Source organism: Burkholderia sp. LK4, from assembly GCF_001043615.1.
GTDB classification, from domain to species: domain Bacteria; phylum Pseudomonadota; class Gammaproteobacteria; order Burkholderiales; family Burkholderiaceae; genus Burkholderia; species Burkholderia cepacia.
Genome location: NZ_LDUL01000025.1, coordinates 108878 through 126637, shown reverse-complemented (window position 1 = coordinate 126637; position 17760 = coordinate 108878). Strand labels below are relative to the sequence as shown.

At 68.9% G+C, this 17760-nt stretch carries 13 protein-coding genes; 10 read left to right on the top strand and 3 right to left on the bottom strand.

The features are described 5' to 3' along the window. Positions 1 to 76 precede the first annotated feature (76 nt). The gene (locus VK92_RS13245) at positions 77 to 1204 is read left to right on the top strand and encodes a J domain-containing protein (protein WP_048021326.1); all 1128 of its coding nucleotides are present in this window, start codon (positions 77 to 79) and stop codon (positions 1202 to 1204) included. A 71-nt stretch (positions 1205 to 1275) separates the two neighbouring features. Here VK92_RS13245 and VK92_RS13240 read toward each other — a convergent pair whose 3' ends face one another. Continuing rightward, complete coding sequence (locus VK92_RS13240) at positions 1276 to 2652, bottom strand: pectin acetylesterase-family hydrolase (RefSeq protein WP_027790043.1); 1377 nt, start codon at positions 2650 to 2652, stop codon at positions 1276 to 1278. 66 nt (positions 2653 to 2718) lie between these two features. Next, entirely contained in the window at positions 2719 to 3444 is a 726-nt protein-coding gene (gene plcR, locus VK92_RS13235) for a phospholipase C accessory protein PlcR (RefSeq protein WP_048021324.1), read from the bottom strand. Positions 3445 to 3874: 430 nt separating this feature from the next. Here plcR and VK92_RS13230 point away from each other — a divergent pair, with 430 nt between their 5' ends. The 5 genes from VK92_RS13230 to VK92_RS13210 all read left to right on the top strand — a co-directional run bounded on the left by VK92_RS13230 (position 3875) and on the right by VK92_RS13210 (position 10222). Continuing rightward, positions 3875 to 5101 (top strand): amino acid deaminase/aldolase, encoded by a 1227-nt coding sequence (locus VK92_RS13230; RefSeq protein WP_048021322.1) that lies wholly within the window; start codon positions 3875 to 3877, stop codon positions 5099 to 5101. Between the two features lie 64 nt (positions 5102 to 5165). Next, positions 5166 to 6584 (top strand): D-arabinono-1,4-lactone oxidase, encoded by a 1419-nt coding sequence (locus VK92_RS13225; RefSeq protein ID WP_048021320.1) that lies wholly within the window; start codon positions 5166 to 5168, stop codon positions 6582 to 6584. Then, positions 6581 to 7765 carry an MFS transporter gene (locus tag VK92_RS13220; RefSeq protein WP_048021318.1) on the top strand — a complete coding sequence of 395 codons (1185 nt, stop codon included), beginning with the start codon at positions 6581 to 6583 and terminating at the stop codon, positions 7763 to 7765. The genes VK92_RS13225 and VK92_RS13220 overlap by 4 nt, the downstream gene beginning before the upstream one ends. A 137-nt stretch (positions 7766 to 7902) precedes the next feature. Then, complete coding sequence (locus VK92_RS13215; protein WP_021158030.1) at positions 7903 to 9099, top strand: porin; 1197 nt, start codon at positions 7903 to 7905, stop codon at positions 9097 to 9099. A 100-nt stretch (positions 9100 to 9199) separates the two neighbouring features. Next, complete coding sequence (locus tag VK92_RS13210) at positions 9200 to 10222, top strand: AraC family transcriptional regulator (RefSeq protein ID WP_048021314.1); 1023 nt, start codon at positions 9200 to 9202, stop codon at positions 10220 to 10222. Between the two features lie 50 nt (positions 10223 to 10272). Here VK92_RS13210 and VK92_RS13205 read toward each other — a convergent pair whose 3' ends face one another. Further along, a complete protein-coding gene (locus tag VK92_RS13205) occupies positions 10273 to 10977 on the bottom strand; it encodes a GntR family transcriptional regulator (protein ID WP_048021312.1) in 705 nt (234 codons plus the stop codon). Between the two features lie 183 nt (positions 10978 to 11160). Here VK92_RS13205 and VK92_RS13200 point away from each other — a divergent pair, with 183 nt between their 5' ends. The 4 genes from VK92_RS13200 (at position 11161) to VK92_RS13185 (ending at position 17755) form a co-directional block, all read left to right on the top strand. Beyond that, the gene (locus tag VK92_RS13200) at positions 11161 to 12381 is read left to right on the top strand and encodes a pyridoxal-phosphate-dependent aminotransferase family protein (RefSeq protein WP_048021310.1); all 1221 of its coding nucleotides are present in this window, start codon (positions 11161 to 11163) and stop codon (positions 12379 to 12381) included. A gap of 194 nt (positions 12382 to 12575) precedes the next feature. Then, complete coding sequence (locus tag VK92_RS13195) at positions 12576 to 13850, top strand: MFS transporter (protein WP_048021308.1); 1275 nt, start codon at positions 12576 to 12578, stop codon at positions 13848 to 13850. Positions 13851 to 13902: 52 nt separating this feature from the next. Then, a complete protein-coding gene (locus VK92_RS13190; protein ID WP_053076239.1) occupies positions 13903 to 14664 on the top strand; it encodes a 2-keto-4-pentenoate hydratase in 762 nt (253 codons plus the stop codon). A 52-nt stretch (positions 14665 to 14716) separates the two neighbouring features. Next, positions 14717 to 17755: an FAD-binding and (Fe-S)-binding domain-containing protein gene (locus tag VK92_RS13185; protein ID WP_048021306.1), complete on the top strand. Its 3039-nt coding sequence runs from the start codon at positions 14717 to 14719 to the stop codon at positions 17753 to 17755. The last annotated feature ends 5 nt before the right edge of the window (positions 17756 to 17760 follow it).

Here is a 17760-nt window from a genome sequence, read left to right as displayed (position 1 = left end):
TTCCGCGCCGCCGGCCGCACATCCGGCTAGAATACCGGCCTGCTGCGCGTCCTGCCGCGGCCGGAGGACATTCATCATGACCGCACGACGCGGTGCCGCGGTCGTCATTGCGCCCGGCCACGAGACAGCCAGCCTGTCGAAAGCCCAGAAGACGTTCAATACGCTCGTCCAGCAGATCGAAACGCGGCGCGAACGCCTCGGCGCATGGGACGCCGTGACGCCGGCCTTCCACAAGAAATTCGTCGACGGGCTGCTGCCGCTCGAGCAGGCGGCGACGGCGTTGCGGATCAGCTTGCTCAACCGGCTCGACGACGCGTTCCTGCAAAAGGGCTTGAGCAAGGCCGAGCAGCGCACGCTGTCCGACGTGATCGCGAACATGGCGCGCGACCTGCTCGACGTCAGCGACGACGCGCAGTTGAAGATCCTCTACAACCGGCACCGCGCATCCGGCGACGACGACCGCACGGCAGCCGATCGCGCACGGCCGAAGCAGGCACCGGAACCGGCGCCCGCCCCCGCGCAGGAAGACGATCTCGACACGCTGTCGCCCGACGAACTCGCCGAGCGCATGCAAGCCGAGCTGGACGAACAGTTCAGGCGCGACATGGCCGAGCACGAGGCCCGCGAGGCGCAGCGCGCGAAACGCAAGAAGGCGCCCCGGCAATCGGCGGCGCAAGCGAGGCGCGAAGCCGAGCAGGCCGAATCGAGCAAGTCGATCCGCGACGTCTATCGCAAGCTCGCGAGCGTGCTGCATCCCGATCGCGAAACCGATCCGAAGGAACAGGAACGCAAGACCGTGCTGATGCAGCGGGTCAACCACGCGTATGCGAAAGGCAACCTGCTGCAACTGCTGGAACTGCAGCTGGAGATCGAGCAGATCGACCGGCGCGCGATCGACGGCCTCGGCGAAGACCGACTGATGCGCTACAACGGCATCCTGGAGGAACAGGTGCGCGAGCTGGACCAGGAGATCCGGCACGTCGAGACCCACTTCCGCCGAACCTACGGCATCGCATCGTCCGTCAAGATCGCGCCCGATACGGTCATGCGGATACTGACGCGCGACATTGCCGGCATGCAGCGCAGCAACCAGGACCTGACCATCGCGGTGCGCGAATTCGACGACCCGGACAACGTCAGGGAATGGCTGAAGGACATGAAGCGCCGGCCGGCATCGTCCCGCTTCGACGACGATTCGTACTGAACGCGCACGCCAGGCGCAACGGCGACACGGCGGCGCGGCGCAGGGCAGCGCACCGCGCCTCCGTCACCCGTTCACGCCCGGTGCCCCGAGATCGGCCCCGCTTCGCCAGTCAGGTTGAACACGCTGTCGATCCACGCGAGAAACGTCGAGAACGTGAAATCCGACCACTGCTGCGTGCGGAACGCCTTCATCACCGGCGTCTCGGCCGGGTCCTGCTGGTTCAGCAGGTTGTCGACGAAGGTGCCGATATCCGCGTCGGTGCCGTTCTCGTGGATCCCCGACCCGGTGAAGCTGACCGCCGTCACCTGATGGTTGGCGATGAAGTCGTTGCGCGCCCACGGCATGAAGTAGCCGAAGTTCGGCAACGGGTTCAGCGTCTGCTTCAACCCGTCCAGCTCCTTCCCGAACATCGCGAGCGACAGCGCATCCTTCGTCGCGTCGTCCGGCGCAGCGATCACGGCCGGCACGAACGCGCGATAGTGATACGCGGCGATGATCTTGTCGCGCTGGTAGCTGGAAAAACCGAAGCGATCATGCGGAAAGGTCGCCGACAATGCCGCGTACGCGCTCCCCATGTTGCCGGGGTCGAACCGGCTGGTCAGCCGGCTGTTCACGGTGATCATCCCGTCGGGGCCCGTCATCCCCCACTCGGTGCGCACGCGGTCGTACAGGCCGACCGACGGATGCGTGGCGGCGTCCGCATCGAACGGCGTGTTGAACACCGTGCCGGCGTCGTCGAGCAGCGAACTGTGCGCCTGCGGCTGCAGCGTGTTGCGCAGCGTCGCGTAGTTCGCGAGCGTGCCGTAGCCGCCCGCGCTCATCCCGTACACGAGCAGCCGGTTCGGCTTGCCGAAGCCGTGCGACGTCAGCCACTGCGCGACGGCCTGGATGTTCTTCAGCCCGCTGTAGTGCTGCAGGCGCCAGTCGCCGGACGGCGACGTGTAGTTGCGCACCGCGCTGCCCATGTGGATATCTCCGGTGCAATAGGGCACGAAAACCTGTGTCCATTGCTGCGTTTCGACCTTCGGCTCGCCGACGAGAATGTGCGCGAGATCCATGCGCGTCAGCAGCGGCGACAGGAACGACGACAGCAGGCTCTCGTTCGCGGTGCCGTTCATGTAGTTGTGCGGAATGCCGTCCGGATTGAAGCCGCCGAGGCCGGCCTCGGCACCGGTCGACGTCTGCGTGCAGGTGCCGTAGTCCCAGCACGCGCCGCCCGGCTCCATCATGTACAGCAGGTTGTCCGACTGCGCGCGATTGATGTAGAAGCGCATCGGCGTGCCGTTGCCGCACGATGCGCCGGTGCTCTCGGGCAACGTCACTTCGTACCACGAATAATAAGGAACCGATGGATCCGGCATCGTCGTATCGGCCGCGTGACCGTTCAGTGCCGCGCAACCGAGCAGCGCGGCAACGGCCGCGCGCAGCAGGCATCGTGCTGTGGACATCTCCCCTCCTTGTCGATGGACATGACGCGGCCGCCGGGCGCCGCCCCGGCCGCGCGGATTCGGCGCTCAGTGCACGCCGGACGGTGAAGCGCCGTCGAACAGCTGGACGCGCAGCGCCTGGAGGCGTTGTGCGATGACGGCTTGCTGCTGGTCGGGATCGGGAATGCTCGCCTGAACCTGCCGGACGACGTCGCGGCTCTGCTGTTCGTACGAGAGATAGCGCGGGTCCTGCGCCGGCGACGGACCGACCGTCCGCTGCGCATAGGTGTCCCATTGCGCGCGCATCGACCGGATCGCCGCGCCGCGCGTCGCCGGGTCGGCTTCGGTGTCGGTCAGCAGCGCCGCGCTCAGCGCTTCGGCCTGCACGGGCACGATCTCGTTGCGCGCGACGTGGTCGGGAAGTTCGTCGAGAATCCGGCGCGCGAGCGCGTCGCGCTCGGCTTGCGGCAGGCTGTTGCGGCGATCGCCGTAAGCGGCGACCTCGTCGCGGAAGCGCGCGAATGCAACGACGCGCTTCACTTCCGCGTCCGCATCGGGGCGCCCGGCAAGGCTGCGGCGCAGCGCGTCGACGTCGAGCCGTCGCTCCTCGGGGCCCGGTGTCACGACGCCGGTGCCGGTGCCGGTACCGAACGCATCGGCCGCGCCGGACCGTGTGCCCGCCGTCGCGACCGGCGTGCCGGACGACGCGGCTTGCGCCGGTGTCGTCGCTTCGTATCGCCAGATCGCAACGACGGCCACGCCGATCGCCGCGATCGCGCCCGTGCGCCGCCAGAGTGCCCTGTTCTTCTTCACGTCGCCTCCTCGTCACGTCATGCCGTTCTTCGCCGGTGCATCCGCGAGTAGGTTCTAGGTCGAATCCGGCATGCAGTCAAAAGCGGCACTAGAACGCGGGCACTAAACCCGCGCGCAGCGGCGATGGCCGGCAAGACGTTTGAAACGCATTTCGTTGTCGTATCGGCACGCGCGTGATGTCGAGCGTCGTGCCCGTCCGGCGGTGGTTCGCGCCGGCACGCGCGATGTGCGCCGCGACACCAAGCAAGCAACGATCCACCTTCACGGGGCGCGACGCTCACGCGTGCGCGTGGCCGATACGGATGGCCGGATAAGACCCGTCGAACGACCCGCTGAGCGCTTGGTCGTCATTTTGGCCGGCCCTATGCTGGTTTCCGACACGCGCCGAACGGTCGGCGCGGCACACACCCCACCCAGCCGAGCCCGTTCCATGAGCCGTGCAGACCTTCCGCATCGCGCACCCGCCGCCGTCCACGACTATCCGACCTATCGCGACGCACTCGCGGGCCGCCGCCTTCCCGCCGCATTCGTCGATCTCGACTGCCTCGACGCGAACCTCGCCGACCTGAAGCGCCGCGCACGCGGCGTGCCGATCCGGCTCGCGACGAAATCGGTACGCTCGCGCGAACTGATCGGTGCGGTGCTCGCCGCCGGCCCGTTCATGCAGGGGCTGCTGTGCTATTCGGCCGCGGAAGCCGCGTGGCTTGCGGACGGCGGGTTCGACGACATCGTCGTCGCCTATCCGACCGTCGAGGCCGACGACCTTCGCGCGGTGGCCGCGCAGCTCAGGCGGGGCCGCTCGATCACGCTGATGGTCGACGCTGCCGCCCAGGTCGACGCGATCGACCGCCTCGCACGCGCGGAAAGCGTGACGATCCCGCTCGCGATCGATCTCGACATGTCGTCCGCGTATCCGGGCCTGTATTTCGGCATGTACCGCTCGCCGGTGCGCGACGTGGCCGGCGCACTCACCCTCGCGAGCCGCATCGGCGAGCGGCGGCACGTGCGGCTCGACGGGCTGATGGGTTACGAAGGACAGATCGCCGGCGTGGCCGACACGGAGCCGGGCAACGGCGCGCGCAACGCGCTGGTACGCCACCTGAAGCGCCGCTCGGCGCGCGAGATCAACGCGCGCCGCCACGCGGCCGTGCAGGCGCTCGCGGCGGCGGGCTACAGGTTGCGCTTCGTGAACGGCGGCGGCACCGGCAGCTTCGAAAGCACGCTGGGCGATGCGTCGGTCACCGAGCTCGCGGCCGGCTCCGGCCTCTACGCGCCGGCGCTGTTCGATCACTATGCGGCGTTTCACGCGCAACCGGCCGCCGGCTTCGCGCTGCCGGTCGTGCGAATTCCGCAGCCGGGCATCGTGACCTGCTCGGGCGGCGGTTATATCGCATCGGGCCCGGCCGGCAAGAGCCGGCTGCCCCGCCCGTGGCTGCCGGCCGGTTGCACGCTGATCGACAACGAAGGCGCGGGCGAGGTGCAGACGCCCGTGCGCGTGCCGCGCGGCGTTGCACCGGCGATCGGCGATCCGATCCTGTTCCGCCACGCGAAGGCCGGCGAACTGTGCGAACGCTTCAACACGCTGCTGCTGATCCGCGGCGGCCGCGTGGTCGGCGAGGCGCCCACCTATCGCGGCGAAGGCAAGAGCTTTTTCTAGCGGGCCGCACGGCCCGTCGTTCAACCGTTCAACTCATTCGATCGACAACCACGGAGACAATGCCATGTGGCGTAACTGGTCGGGATATGTCTGCAGTCCTGATGCAACCGTGTCGACGCCCGCGTCGCACGCCGCGCTCGCGGCGGTGCTGCGCGACGCGGCAGCAACGGGCGCCACCGTGCGCGCGGTCGGCGCCGGGCACTCGTTCTCGCCGCTCGTGCAGACCGACGACGTGATCCTGTCGCTCGACGCGATGCAGGGTGTGATCGACGTCGACCGCGACCGGCGCGTCGCGCGCGTGCATGCCGGCACGCGGCTGTGGGCGCTGGGCCCGGCGCTCGCCGCGCACGGCCTCGCGATGGAGAACCTCGGCGACATCAACGTGCAGTCGATCGCCGGCGCGACCAGCACCGGCACGCACGGCACCGGCATCACGCTCGGCAACCTGGCGACGCAGATCGACAGCCTGACCTTCATGTGCGCGGACGGCAGCGAGATCCGCGCGAGCGCCGACACGCATCCCGAGCTGTTCGCCGGCGGCCGGATCGGGCTCGGCGCGCTCGGCGTGCTGACCGAGATCGGCCTGCGCCTCGTGCCCGCGTTCAACCTGCGCCTCGAGCGCGGCGGCATGCATCTCGACGACTGCCTCGCGCAGGCGGACGCGCTGATCGCGAAGCATCGCTCGTTCGAGTTCTACTGGTTCCCGCACACGGACACCGTGCTGACCAAGGCGTGGGACATGACCGACGAGCCGGCCGACGCGGTGCACTGGGCGAGCCGCGCGTCCGAGTCGTTCCTCGAGAACACGGTGTTCGGCGCGCTGTGCGGGCTCGGCCGGCGCGTGCCGTCGCTGTGCCCGGCGCTGAGCAGGCTGTGCGCATCGACCGTGTCGGCCGGCCGGCACGTGGATGCGAGCTACGCGATGCTGTCGACGGTGCGCCGCGTGCGCTTCAACGAAATGGAGTGGTCGGTGCCGGCCGACCGCGGCGCCGACGCGCTGCGCGAAATCCGCGCATTCATCGCGCGCCGCAGCTTTCCGCTGATGTTCCCGATCGAATACCGCTGGGTGCGCGGCGACGACATCTGGCTGAGCCCCGACTACGGACGCGACAGCGTACGCATCTCGGCGCACCAGTATCGCGGGATGCCGTTCGACGCGTATTTCTCGGGCGTGCAGGCCATCTGCCGCAATCACGGCGGGCGGCCGCACTGGGGCAAGGTGCACGCGATGAAGGCCGCCGAGCTGGCGGCGTGCTACCCGCACTGGGACGATTTCCTCGCGCTGCGCGAACGGATGGACCCGCACGGCCGGTTCCTGACGCCGTACCTGCGCACGCTGTTCGGCCTGCCGCAAAACGCAGGCACAGGCGCAAACGCAAGCGCCACCGCTCGCGCCACGCCGGCCCGCCGCGGGACGCACCCGATGCACGAAACGGCCGGCGTCGCGCAAGATCGGCCGCGATCCAGCCAGGAGGCCTCATGAGCACAGCCACGCTGCACGCGGCCGCGCAGTCGCGTCCCGATCCGTCGGCCAGCGCCGTCGTCCGCCTTGCGCTCGCGTTCGCGGCCGCCACCAACGGCCTGATCCTGTCGCCGTTCCTCGTCGCGGCGGTGATGACGCGCTTCCGGCTCGACGAAGGCACCGCGACCGCGCTCGTCAGCGCCGAGATCCTCGGCATCGCGATCAGTTGCGCGCTGCTGTCGCACCGGATTGCGCGCGCCGCGCGGCCGTTCACGCTGGCCGGCCTGGTCGGTGCGATCGCCGGCCAGGCCCTCAGCGCGGTCGCGCCCGGCATCGTGTCGGCGGCGCTCGCACGCGGGATGACGGGGCTGTTCGAGGGGATGCTGTTCGTCGTCGTCGCGTCGGGCGTGTCGCAGCGCGCATCGACCGACCGCCTGTGGGGGCAAATCAATCTGCTCGCGGGCATCCTCAACGGCGGCATCCTCGTGCTGATCTCCGCGCTGCCGGCCGCGTGGCTCGGGCGCTGGGTGTTCGCGCTGCTGGCCGCCGTCGTCGCCGTGCTGGCGCCCGCGATCCGCGGCATCGACGCGTTCGCGAGCGCGTCCGCGCAGGCCCGCTTGCGCGCCGGCACGCTGCCGTGGCGGCCGGTGCTCGCGATCTGGGTCGTGACGGCGCTCGTCTATGGCGTGCAGGCGTCGCAATGGGCGATCGCCGGTTTCGTCGGCGAGCGTGCCGGGCTGTCGCCCACGACGATCGGCGTGCTGCTGTCGGTGTCGTCCCTGCTCGGCTTCGTCGGCGCGGCGATTCCGTCGCATCCGGCCAGCCACCGGCACCGCCTCGCGCTGATCTGGGCCGCGCAGCTCGCGATGATCGCGTCGATCGAATGGTTCTTCGGCGCGCGCGGCGGCAGCGCGTACTTCCTGAGCCAGTTCGTGCTGAACAGTGCGTTCTTCGTGATCGTGCCGTTCCTCACCGGCATGCTGTCCGACGTCGACCCGGACGGCTCGCTGGTCGCGCGCACGCTCGTCATCACGTTCTTCGCGGCGGGCATCGGCACCGCGCTGTCGGGCGCGCTGCTCGGCCGCTTCGGCGGCACGCGCGTCGCCCACGTGCTGTGCGTGGCCGTGCTGGCCGCCGCCCCGTTCGTGCGGCTGGCACTGCGCCGCGCGGCACCCGGTGCCGTGGCCGGCGCGGCGCCCTGACCGCAGTGCGCCATGCCGTGGCCGCGACGCACCACGAGAATGGCCGCCGCGGCCTTGGCCCGCGCAAATTTGGCTTTCTACAGTCGTTCCCGACGGCGCGAGCCGTCCATCCCCAGCTCGATGTGGAGTCCAGAAGAATGAATCGTCACGATAGCGTTCGCGCCGCGTGCTGCGCGATGATGGTCCTGGCCGGTACCGGTGCGCACGCGCAAGGCAACGTGACGCTGTACGGCGTGATCGATGCCGGTATCCGCTACGAAACGCACGGCGTGTCCTACGGCGCCGACGGCACGCCGGTGTCGACGGGCCGCAAGATCTCGATGGCCGACGGTGGCGGCCTGACGGAAAGCTACTGGGGGCTCAAGGGCAACGAGGATCTGGGCGGCGGGTTGTCCGCGCAGTTCAACGTCGAAAGCCACTTCGGCCCCAACAGCGGCGCCATCGTGCCGGCCGGCTCGCCGAATTTCTTCCAGGTCGCGTACGTGGGGCTGACGTCCACTACGCTTGGCCAGCTCTCGCTCGGGCGCCAGTACAACGTGCCGTTCGAGATGGCGTCGCTGACCTTCGGCTCGAACCTGTGGGCCGGCCCGCAGGACCCGTACTTCAACCTGTTCAAGCCGGAGCAGACGATGCTCGCGGGCGCGCGCACCAGCAACATGATCCAGTACGGCGCGCAGCTCGGCAGCTTCTACCTGCTCGCGCAATATGCGCCGGGCGGCCACGCAGGCGGCGGCGTGCGCGGCGGCCAGCTCGGCGCGGCCGCCGCGTATGCGCCGGACAAGGGGCCGTTCACGGTCGGCGCGTCGTTCATGCGCAGCTGGGACGACGTCACGCACGGGAAATTCGACATCTACACGGGCGGCGGCTCGGTGACGATCGGCAACGCGACCGTCAACGCCGGCTACATCGAGAACGCTCGCGACAACGACTTCACGTCGTTCGAGAACGGCCCGTTCAGCCCGACCGATCTGGCGGGGCTCGGCATCATCTCGCCCGCGCAGGTGGTCGACCCGACCGTGCCCGGCGGGTTCCGCCGCCGCAAGATGGCGCTCGCGGGGCTGACCTACCGCTTCACGTCGGCGTTCACGGCGGCCGTCAACGCGTGGTGGACGCAGCAGTCCGGCTATACGGCGGATTTCGACGGCCGTGCGCGCCAGTTCCAGGTGATCGCCGGCTACAGCCTGTCGAAGCGCAGCATGCTCTATGCGGAAGTCGACTACGCGATCTACCGCGGCGGGCTGGTCGGCGCGCAGCTGGTCGGCGTGAACGGGCAGGCGCCGAGCACCGGCACCACGCAGCTCGGTGCGACGGTCGGCCTGCGTCACTACTTCTGAAGCGGGGCCGCGCGGGATGTGGGCGATCGCGGCCGGGGCAGCACCGGGTCTCCGGCCGGGCGGGACGAGTACAATCCATGGAAAAAAATACGGAGCATCCATGGACGATACCGACCGTTATACGACGGCGAATCTGCCGGTCCATCTGTTGCGGTGCCTCGCGGAGACAAGCAAGGAACTGGGCATCGACCCCACGCGGCTGTGCCTCGGGCTCGGCTTCGACGTCGCCGACCTGTCGAATCCGTCGTGCCGGATTTCATTGCGCCAGGCGAGCACGATGATCCGCCGCGCGCTCGAGATGGCGCCGGGGCGGGCGCTCGGCCTCGAACTCGGCACGAGCGAGACGATCGCGTCGATCGGGCTGGTCGGCTATGCGATGCTGACGAGCCCGACGCTGAAGGACGCGATCGTGACCGGTATCGGGCTGCAGCGCCACACGGGGCCGCTGATGCGCTTCGACGTGATGTCGGATGCGCGCACGCTATCGGTTCGCGCGACCAACGTCTTCCTCGAGCCCGACATCGAGGCGTTCCTCGTCGAGGAGGCGTTCGGCAGCTTCATGAAGATCGGGCGCTCGCTCGTCGGCCCCGCGTTCCAGCCGAAGGTCGTCGATCTCAGCTACCCGCCGCCGGCCTATGCGGAGCAATACGCCCGCGTGTTCCCGTGCCCGGTGCGGTTCGAACAGGAGCAGAACCTGTTTTCGTGCGACGCCGCGCTCGGCAACCGCCCGATCGCGACCCACGATCCGCTCGCGCATCGCCAGGTGCTCGAATTCCTGCAGGACGCGCTGCCGCCCGAACCCGAAGGCACCGAATTTCTCGAATCGATCGAACGGATCATGCGGCGCGACCTGCGGCATGCGCCGTCGCTCGCCGAAATCGCCGCGCAGCTGTGCATGAGCGAGCGCACGCTGCGGCGGCGGCTCGCCGACCAGGGCGTGTCGTACCAGACGGTGATCGACACGATCCGCCGCAAGCGCGCGTTCACGCTGCTGAGCAATCCGCGGCTGTCGATCGAGGACGTCGCGCACGAAGTCGGGTTCAGCGACGCGCACAACTTCCGGCGCGCGTTCAAGCGGTGGACGGGGCACGGGCCGAGAGAGGGGCAGCGGGCGGCGGTGTAGCGGCGCGGGGCGCCGGCACGACGCGATGACCGTTCGCGTGCAGCGTGCGACTACGCGTCCACTGCCCCCTGCTGCAACAACACCGCGTCGCGCTTCTCCAGCAGATGCCGCCGCAGGATCGCCGCGAGCGCCTTGCCGTCGCGCGCCTCCAGCGCCTTGATCATCTCCTCGTGATCATGCACCGCGCGATCCCACTTCTCGACGTGCTGGTTCGAGCGGAACCGCATCGACATGATCCGGCGATTGATCGACTGGTACGTGGCGCGCAGCGCCGAGTTGCGCGCGGCCTCGTTGATGCGGTCGTGGATTTCCTGGTTGCGGCTGTAGTAGCCGGGCAGGTCGTTCTGCAGCCGGCACGCGAGCATCGAGTAATGCAGCGCCTTGATCTCCGCGAGCTCCGCGTGCGTGATGCGCTCGCAGGCCAGCTCGCCTGAAAACGCCTCCAGCCCCGACATCAGCTCGAACGTCTCGCGGATCTCCGATTCGCTCATCCGGTACACGCTCGCGCCGCGATTCGGCGACAGCACCAGCAGCCCCTCGGCCGCCAGCACCTTGAACGCCTCGCGCAGCGGCGTGCGCGAGATGCCGAGCGTCTCGCACAGCTCGCGCTCGTTCAGCCGCATGCCCGGCGTGAGCACGCCTTCGACGATGAATTTGCGCAGGTGCTCGACGACCGTGTCGTGCAGCCGCTGCCGCTCCAGTTTCGGCAGTGCCGGCGCGCCGCCCGCCTGCTCCAGATCATTCAAATCTTGCATGCAAAATCCTTCCTTCTTGCTTCACGCGATTCTACTTCAACTCGCCCGACCCGAATATCTCCCCGCCAACGCCGGGTAAACACCGGCATTTTCGGTGAAATCAGTGCTTGGGTTTGCCGCGATCGCTCTGCTAAAGTATTTTGCATGCAAAATTCAAAATGCAACCAAGGAGACAGAACGACCATGCTGCAACTCGACTTTCATCCGTCCGGCCGACATTTCCTGCAGATTCCCGGGCCGAGCCCGGTGCCCGACCGCATCCTTCGGGCGATGAGCTATCCGACCATCGACCACCGTGGCCCCGAATTCGGCGCGCTCGGCCTCAAGGTGCTCGCCGGCATCAGGAAGATCTTCAAGACCACGCAGCCGGTGATCATCTATCCGGCGTCGGGTACCGGCGCATGGGAGGCCGCGCTGACCAACACGCTGAGCGCCGGCGACACCGTGCTGATGTACGAGACCGGCCACTTCGCGACGCTGTGGAAGAAGATGGCCGACGCGCTCGGCCTGAAGCCCGAATTCCTCGGGCTGCCGGGCATCGAAGGCTGGCGCCGCGGCGTGCAGCCCGACATGATCGAAGCGCGCCTGCGCGCCGATACCACGCACGACATCAAGGCGGTATGCGTGGTGCACAACGAAACCTCCACCGGCGTCACCTCCGACATCGCGGCCGTGCGCCGCGCGATCGACGCGGCCGGCCACCCGGCGCTGCTGATGGTCGACACGATCTCGGGGCTCGCGTCCGCCGACTACCGCCATGACGAATGGGGCGTCGACGTGACGGTGTCGGGTTCGCAGAAGGGGCTGATGCTGCCGCCGGGCATCAGCTTCAACGCGGTGTCGCCGAAGGCGCTCGCGGCAAGCGGGCACGCGACGCTGCCGCGCGCGTTCTGGGGCTGGCACGAGATCATCGAGGCGAACAGGAACGGCTACTGGCCGTACACGCCGAACACCAACCTGCTGTACGGGCTCGCCGAAGCGCTCGACATGATCCTCGGCGAAGGGCTCGACGCGGTGTTCGCGCGCCACCAGCGGCTCGCGGAAGCCACGCGCCGCGCGGTGCGCGCGTGGGGCCTCGAGATCCAGTGCGCGGACCCGGCCGTCTACAGCCCCGTGCTGACCGGCGTGATGATGCCCGACGGCGTCGACGCGGACGCCGTGCGCAAGCTGATCTACGAACGCTTCGACATGTCGCTCGGGCAGGCGCTCGGCAAGATGCGCGGCAAGATGTTCCGCATCGGCCATCTCGGCGACTGCAACGACCTCACGCTGATGGCCACGCTCGCCGGCTGCGAGATGGGGCTGAAGCTCGCCGGCGTGCCGGTTGCCGCGAGCGGCGTCGTCGCGGCGATGGACACCCTCGCATCGAATACGCACGCCCCCGCGCTGCGCGCGGCGGCCTGAGCGCCGGCGGGCGGCGCGCACGTTTCCCGCACGCCGCCTGACGCGCCCTTTCCGCTTCACGGGCGGCCGCGCGGTCGTCGCGACACGCACCGGCCGCTGCCGGCGCCCGCCCCGCTTCATCGGCACGACCCACCTCGATGCCGGCCTCGACGCCGGCACGGGCAGCCAGCCAGACAACATCCAGGAGACGAAACATGAAGCTGTTCCGAGCGACCGGCATCGTGCTGGTGATGCTGTGCGTGATGTACTTCATCACGTACCTCGATCGCGTGAACGTGAGCACGGCCGCTGCCGGGTTCGGCAAGGAATTCGGGCTGAACAGGACGGAGATCGGCCTCGTGTTCTCCGCGTTCGCGTATCCGTATCTCGTATTCCAGATCATCGGCGGCTGGGTCAGCGACCGCTTCGGCGCGCGCCGCACGCTGCTCGCCTGCGGGCTGCTGTGGGCCGTCGCGACGCTGCTCACCGGGATGGCCGGCGGCCTCGCGTCGCTGCTCGCCGCGCGCCTGCTGCTCGGGCTCGGCGAAGGCGCGACGTTCCCGGCGGCCACGTCGGCAATGTCGCGCTGGGTGCCGCGCGAGAAACGCGGCTTCGCGCAGGGCGTCACGCACGCGTTCTCGCGCGTCGGCAACGCGGTCGCGCCGGCCGCCGTCGTCGCGGTGATGGCCGTGTACGGGTGGCGCGAATCGTTCTACATCTGCGGCGTGATCAGCATCGTGTGGGTCGCGGTGTGGGCGCTCGTCTATACCGAACACCCGAAGGACCACCCGCGCATCACGCAGGCCGAACTCGACGCGCTGCCGCAACCAAAACCGAAACCCGCCGCCGTGCCCTGGGGCCCGTTGTTCCGCCGGATGATGCCCGTCACGATCGTGTACTTCTGCTACGGCTGGACGCTGTGGCTGTTCCTGAGCTGGATTCCGCAGTACTTCCTGCACAGCTACGACCTCGACCTGAAGAAATCGGCCGTGTTCGCGTCGGCGGTGTTCTTCGCGGGCGTGATCGGCGACACGCTCGGCGGGATCGTCACCGACCGCATCCTCACGCGCACCGGCAGCCTCAAGCGCGCACGCAGCCGGATGGTGTCGATCTGCATGCTGCTCACGCTGCTGTCGCTGTTGCCGCTGCTGTTCACGCATCACCTGTACGTGTCGATGGCGTGCCTCGCGGCCGGCTTCTTCTTCGCCGAAATGACGATCGGCCCGATGTGGGCCGTGCCGATGGACATCGCGCCGGAATACTCGGGCACCGCGAGCGGGATGATGAATTCCGGGTCCGCGCTCGCGGCGATCCTGTCGCCCGTGATCTCCGGCTTCGTGATCGACCGCTTCGGCAGCTGGGAGCTGCCGTTCATCGGCAGCATGGTGCTGATGGGCGTGGGTGTGCTGCTCGCGTTCCGCATGCAGCCGGAAAGCCGCTTCGCCGACGCACCCGCCGAACAACCGGCCGCCAATCGCTCGCCGGCCTGATGCCAACGGGGCGCTGCCGTTCGCGGCGCCCGCCTTTTCCTCGACTGCAACGATGACCCAGGCTACCCACGACCTCGCCGTCCGGCTCGCCGCCGGCTGGCAACACGGCATCGCGTTCGCCGCGCTGCCTTCAGCTCTCGTCCCCGCCGATGCCGACGCCGCCTATGCGGTGCAGGCGCAACTGCTCGCCGAGCGCCGCGCCGCGATCGGCGCGTGGAAGGTCGGCGCGAAACAGCCCGACGGGCCGATCCAGGGCGCGCCGCTGCCGGACGACTGCCGCCATGCGAGCGGCGTCACGCTGCCGCGCGGCGCGTTCCGGCCGCTCGGCCTCGAACTGGAGATCGCGTTTCGCTTCGGCCGCGACTTCGCGCCGCGTGCGCCCGCCTATGCCGACGATGAAGTGTTCGACGGTATCGCGCAGATGGGTGCCGCGATCGAGATCGTCGCGAGCCGCTTCCGCGAATGGCCGGACGTCGCGCCAGCCGCCCAGCTCGCCGACCTGCAGAACCACGGTGCACTCGTGCTGGGCGAGATGACCGGTTATCGCGCCGATTTCCCGTTCGCCGCGCCGACCCCGGCGTTCACGTTCGACGGGCACGACATCGCCGGCACCTCACCTGGCACCAACCCGGCCGGCGACCCGCGCCGCCTGCTGCCGTGGCTCGTGAATCATGCGTCGCGACGCGGCATCGCGCTGCCGGCCGGCACCGTCGTCACGACCGGCTCGTACACGGGCATGTATTTTCCGCGGGCCGCGGGCACAGCCGTCGGCCGCATCGCGGGGCTGCCGCCCGTCAGCGTCACGCTCGCCTGATCCCTCACCCGATCCTCGCCCGATCCGTTCCCACCCGATACCGACCGCCGCCATGACATCCGCCGTCTCGCCTTCGCTGGTTCGCCCCGTCCATCTCGTGCCGTCGCAAGGCGCCGCGCTGTCGCCGCTGTTCGAGCGGCTGCGCCGTGAAATGCGCGGCGACGTCTACGCCGATCGTGCGAGCCGCGGTCGTTATGCGACCGACGCGTCGATCTACCAGATCATGCCGCTCGGCGTGGTCGTGCCGCGCGACCAGGACGACCTGCGGATCGCGCTCGACATCGCGCGCGACCGCAAGATTCCCGTGCTCGCGCGCGGCGCCGGCACCAGCCAGTGCGGGCAGACGGTCGGCGAGGCGCTCGTCGTCGACAACAGCAAATGGCTGAACCGGATCGTCGCATTCGATGCGCAGGCCCGCACCGTCACCGTCGAGCCCGGCATCGTGCTCGATCACCTGAACGCGTGGCTGAAACCGCACGGGCTGTGGTTTCCGGTCGACGTGTCGACGGCCGCGCAATGCACGATCGGCGGGATGGCCGGCAACAACTCGTGCGGATCGCGCTCGATCGAGTACGGCAACATGGTGCACAACGTGCTCGCGATCGACGCGATCCTCGCCGACGGCAGCGAATGCCGGTTCGGTTCGCTCGCGCAGCCCGTCACCGATCGCCGCACGCTCGACCTGCTGCACGGTGTCGAACGCATCGCGAAGCGTGAGCGCGACGAGATCGTCGAGCGCGTGCCGAAGGTGCTGCGCCGCGTGGCCGGCTACAACCTCGACCTGTTCGACTGCCAGAACCCGCGCGCCTACACCGACGACGGCCATGCGAATCTCGCGCACCTGCTCGTCGGCTCGGAAGGCACGCTCGCCCATAGCCGGCAGATCACGCTGAAGCTCGCGCCGCTGCCCGCGCACAAGACGCTCGGCGTCGTGAACTTCCCGACCTTCTACCAGGCGATGGACACCGCGCAGCACATCGTGAAGCTGAAGCCGGTGGCCGTCGAGCTGGTCGATCGCACGATGATCGATCTGTCGATGGAAAACCCCGCGTTCCGGCCCGTGATCGAACGGGCGCTGGTCGGCAAACCGCAGGCGATCCTGCTCGTCGAGTTCGCGGGCGAATCGCGCGACACGCAACACACGCAGCTCGACCGGCTCGCCGAACTGATGGCCGATCTCGGCCTGCCCGGCAGCGTCGTGAAGATGACCGATGCCGGCGCACAGAAGGCGCTGTGGGAGGTGCGCAAGGCCGGGCTGAACATCATGATGAGCATGAAGGGCGACGGCAAACCGGTGTCGTTCATCGAGGATTGCGCGGTGCCGCTCGAACATCTCGCCGAATACACGCGCCGCCTGACCGACGTGTTCCACAGGCACGAGACCGAAGGCACGTGGTACGCGCACGCGAGCGTCGGCACGCTGCACGTGCGGCCGATCCTCGACATGCGGCGCGACGGCGCGACGCGCATGCGCGAGATCGCCGAAGAAGCGGCGGCACTCGTGCGCGAGTACAAGGGCGCGTATTCGGGCGAACACGGCGACGGGCTGTGCCGCGGCGAATGGGTCGCCTGGCAGTACGGCCCGCGCCTGAATGCGGCGTTCGCGGAGATCAAGAAGCTGTTCGATCCCGACAACCGCTTCAACCCCGACAAGATCGTCAATCCGCCGAAGATGGATGCGCGCGAGCATTTCCGTTTCGCGCCCGGCTATGCGGCGCTGCCGCTGCGGCCCGCGCTCGACTGGTCGGCATGGAACGTCAAGCGCAATCCGCTGACCGGCGAAGAAACCGCCCCCGGCTCGGGCACCGACGTCACGCACGGGCTCGCATCGGCCGTCGAGATGTGCAACAACAACGGCCACTGCCGCAAGTTCGACGCGGGCACGATGTGCCCGAGCTACCGCGTGACGCGCGACGAACAGCACGTGACGCGCGGCCGCGCGAACACGCTGCGGCTCGCGATGACGGGCCAGCTCGGCGCCGACGGCCTCGCCGGCGACGACGTGAAGGCCGCGCTCGACCTGTGCGTATCGTGCAAGGGCTGCAAACGCGATTGTCCGACGGGCGTCGACATGGCGCGCTTCAAGATCGAGGCGCGGCACGCGTGGAACCGCAAGCACGGCACGACGCTGCGTGAACGGCTCGTCGCGTATCTGCCGCGTTATGCGCCGTGGGCCGCGCGCCTGCGCGGCGCGATCGCGTTCGTCAATGGCGTACCGGTCGTCGCGTCGTCGATCAAGCGATGGATCGGCCTCGCGCCGCAGCGTGCGCTGCCCGGGTTCGCGCGACCGTTTCTGGCTGATACGGGAGCGGGTGCGGGTGCATCAACGCCCACGCAAACCGGCTCGGCCAACCGCGAAGTGCTGCTGTTCGTCGATACGTTCAGCAACTACCAGGAGCCGGACAACGCGCGCGCCGCGCAGGCCGTACTCGAAGCGGCCGGCTACACCGTGCATTTCAACGTGCGCGCAGGCGCGCGGCCACTGTGCTGCGGCCGCACGTTCCTCGCGGCCGGGCTCGTCGACGAAGCGAAGTCCGAAGCCAGGCGCACGCTCGACGCGCTGCGGCCGTACCTCGAACGCGGTATCGCGATCGTCGGGCTGGAGCCTTCGTGCCTGCTGTCGATGCGCGACGAGTTTCTTGCCTACGGTTACGGCGACGAAGCCACACGGCTCGCGAGCCACGCGTTCCTGTTCGAGGAGTTTCTCGTGCGCGAACACGAGGCCGGCCGGTTGACGCTGCCGCTGCACGCGATCGACGCGAACGAAGCGCTCGTGCACGGCCACTGCCATCAGAAGGCGTTCGGCGCGTTCACGCCGGTGCAGACGGTGCTGCGCTGGATTCCGGGGTTGAAGGTATCGCCGGTCGAATCGTCGTGCTGCGGAATGGCCGGCAGCTTCGGCTATGAAGCCGAGCATTACGCCGCATCGCAGGCGATGGCCGAGCTGTCGCTGCTGCCTGCCGTGCGTGCGCGGGCGGAAGGCGCGATCGTCGTCGCGGACGGCACGAGTTGCCGGCATCAGATCCAGGACGGCGCCCAAGCGCAAGCCGTGCATGTGGCGAAGGTGCTGGCGCGGGCATTGCGAAGCTGACCGCC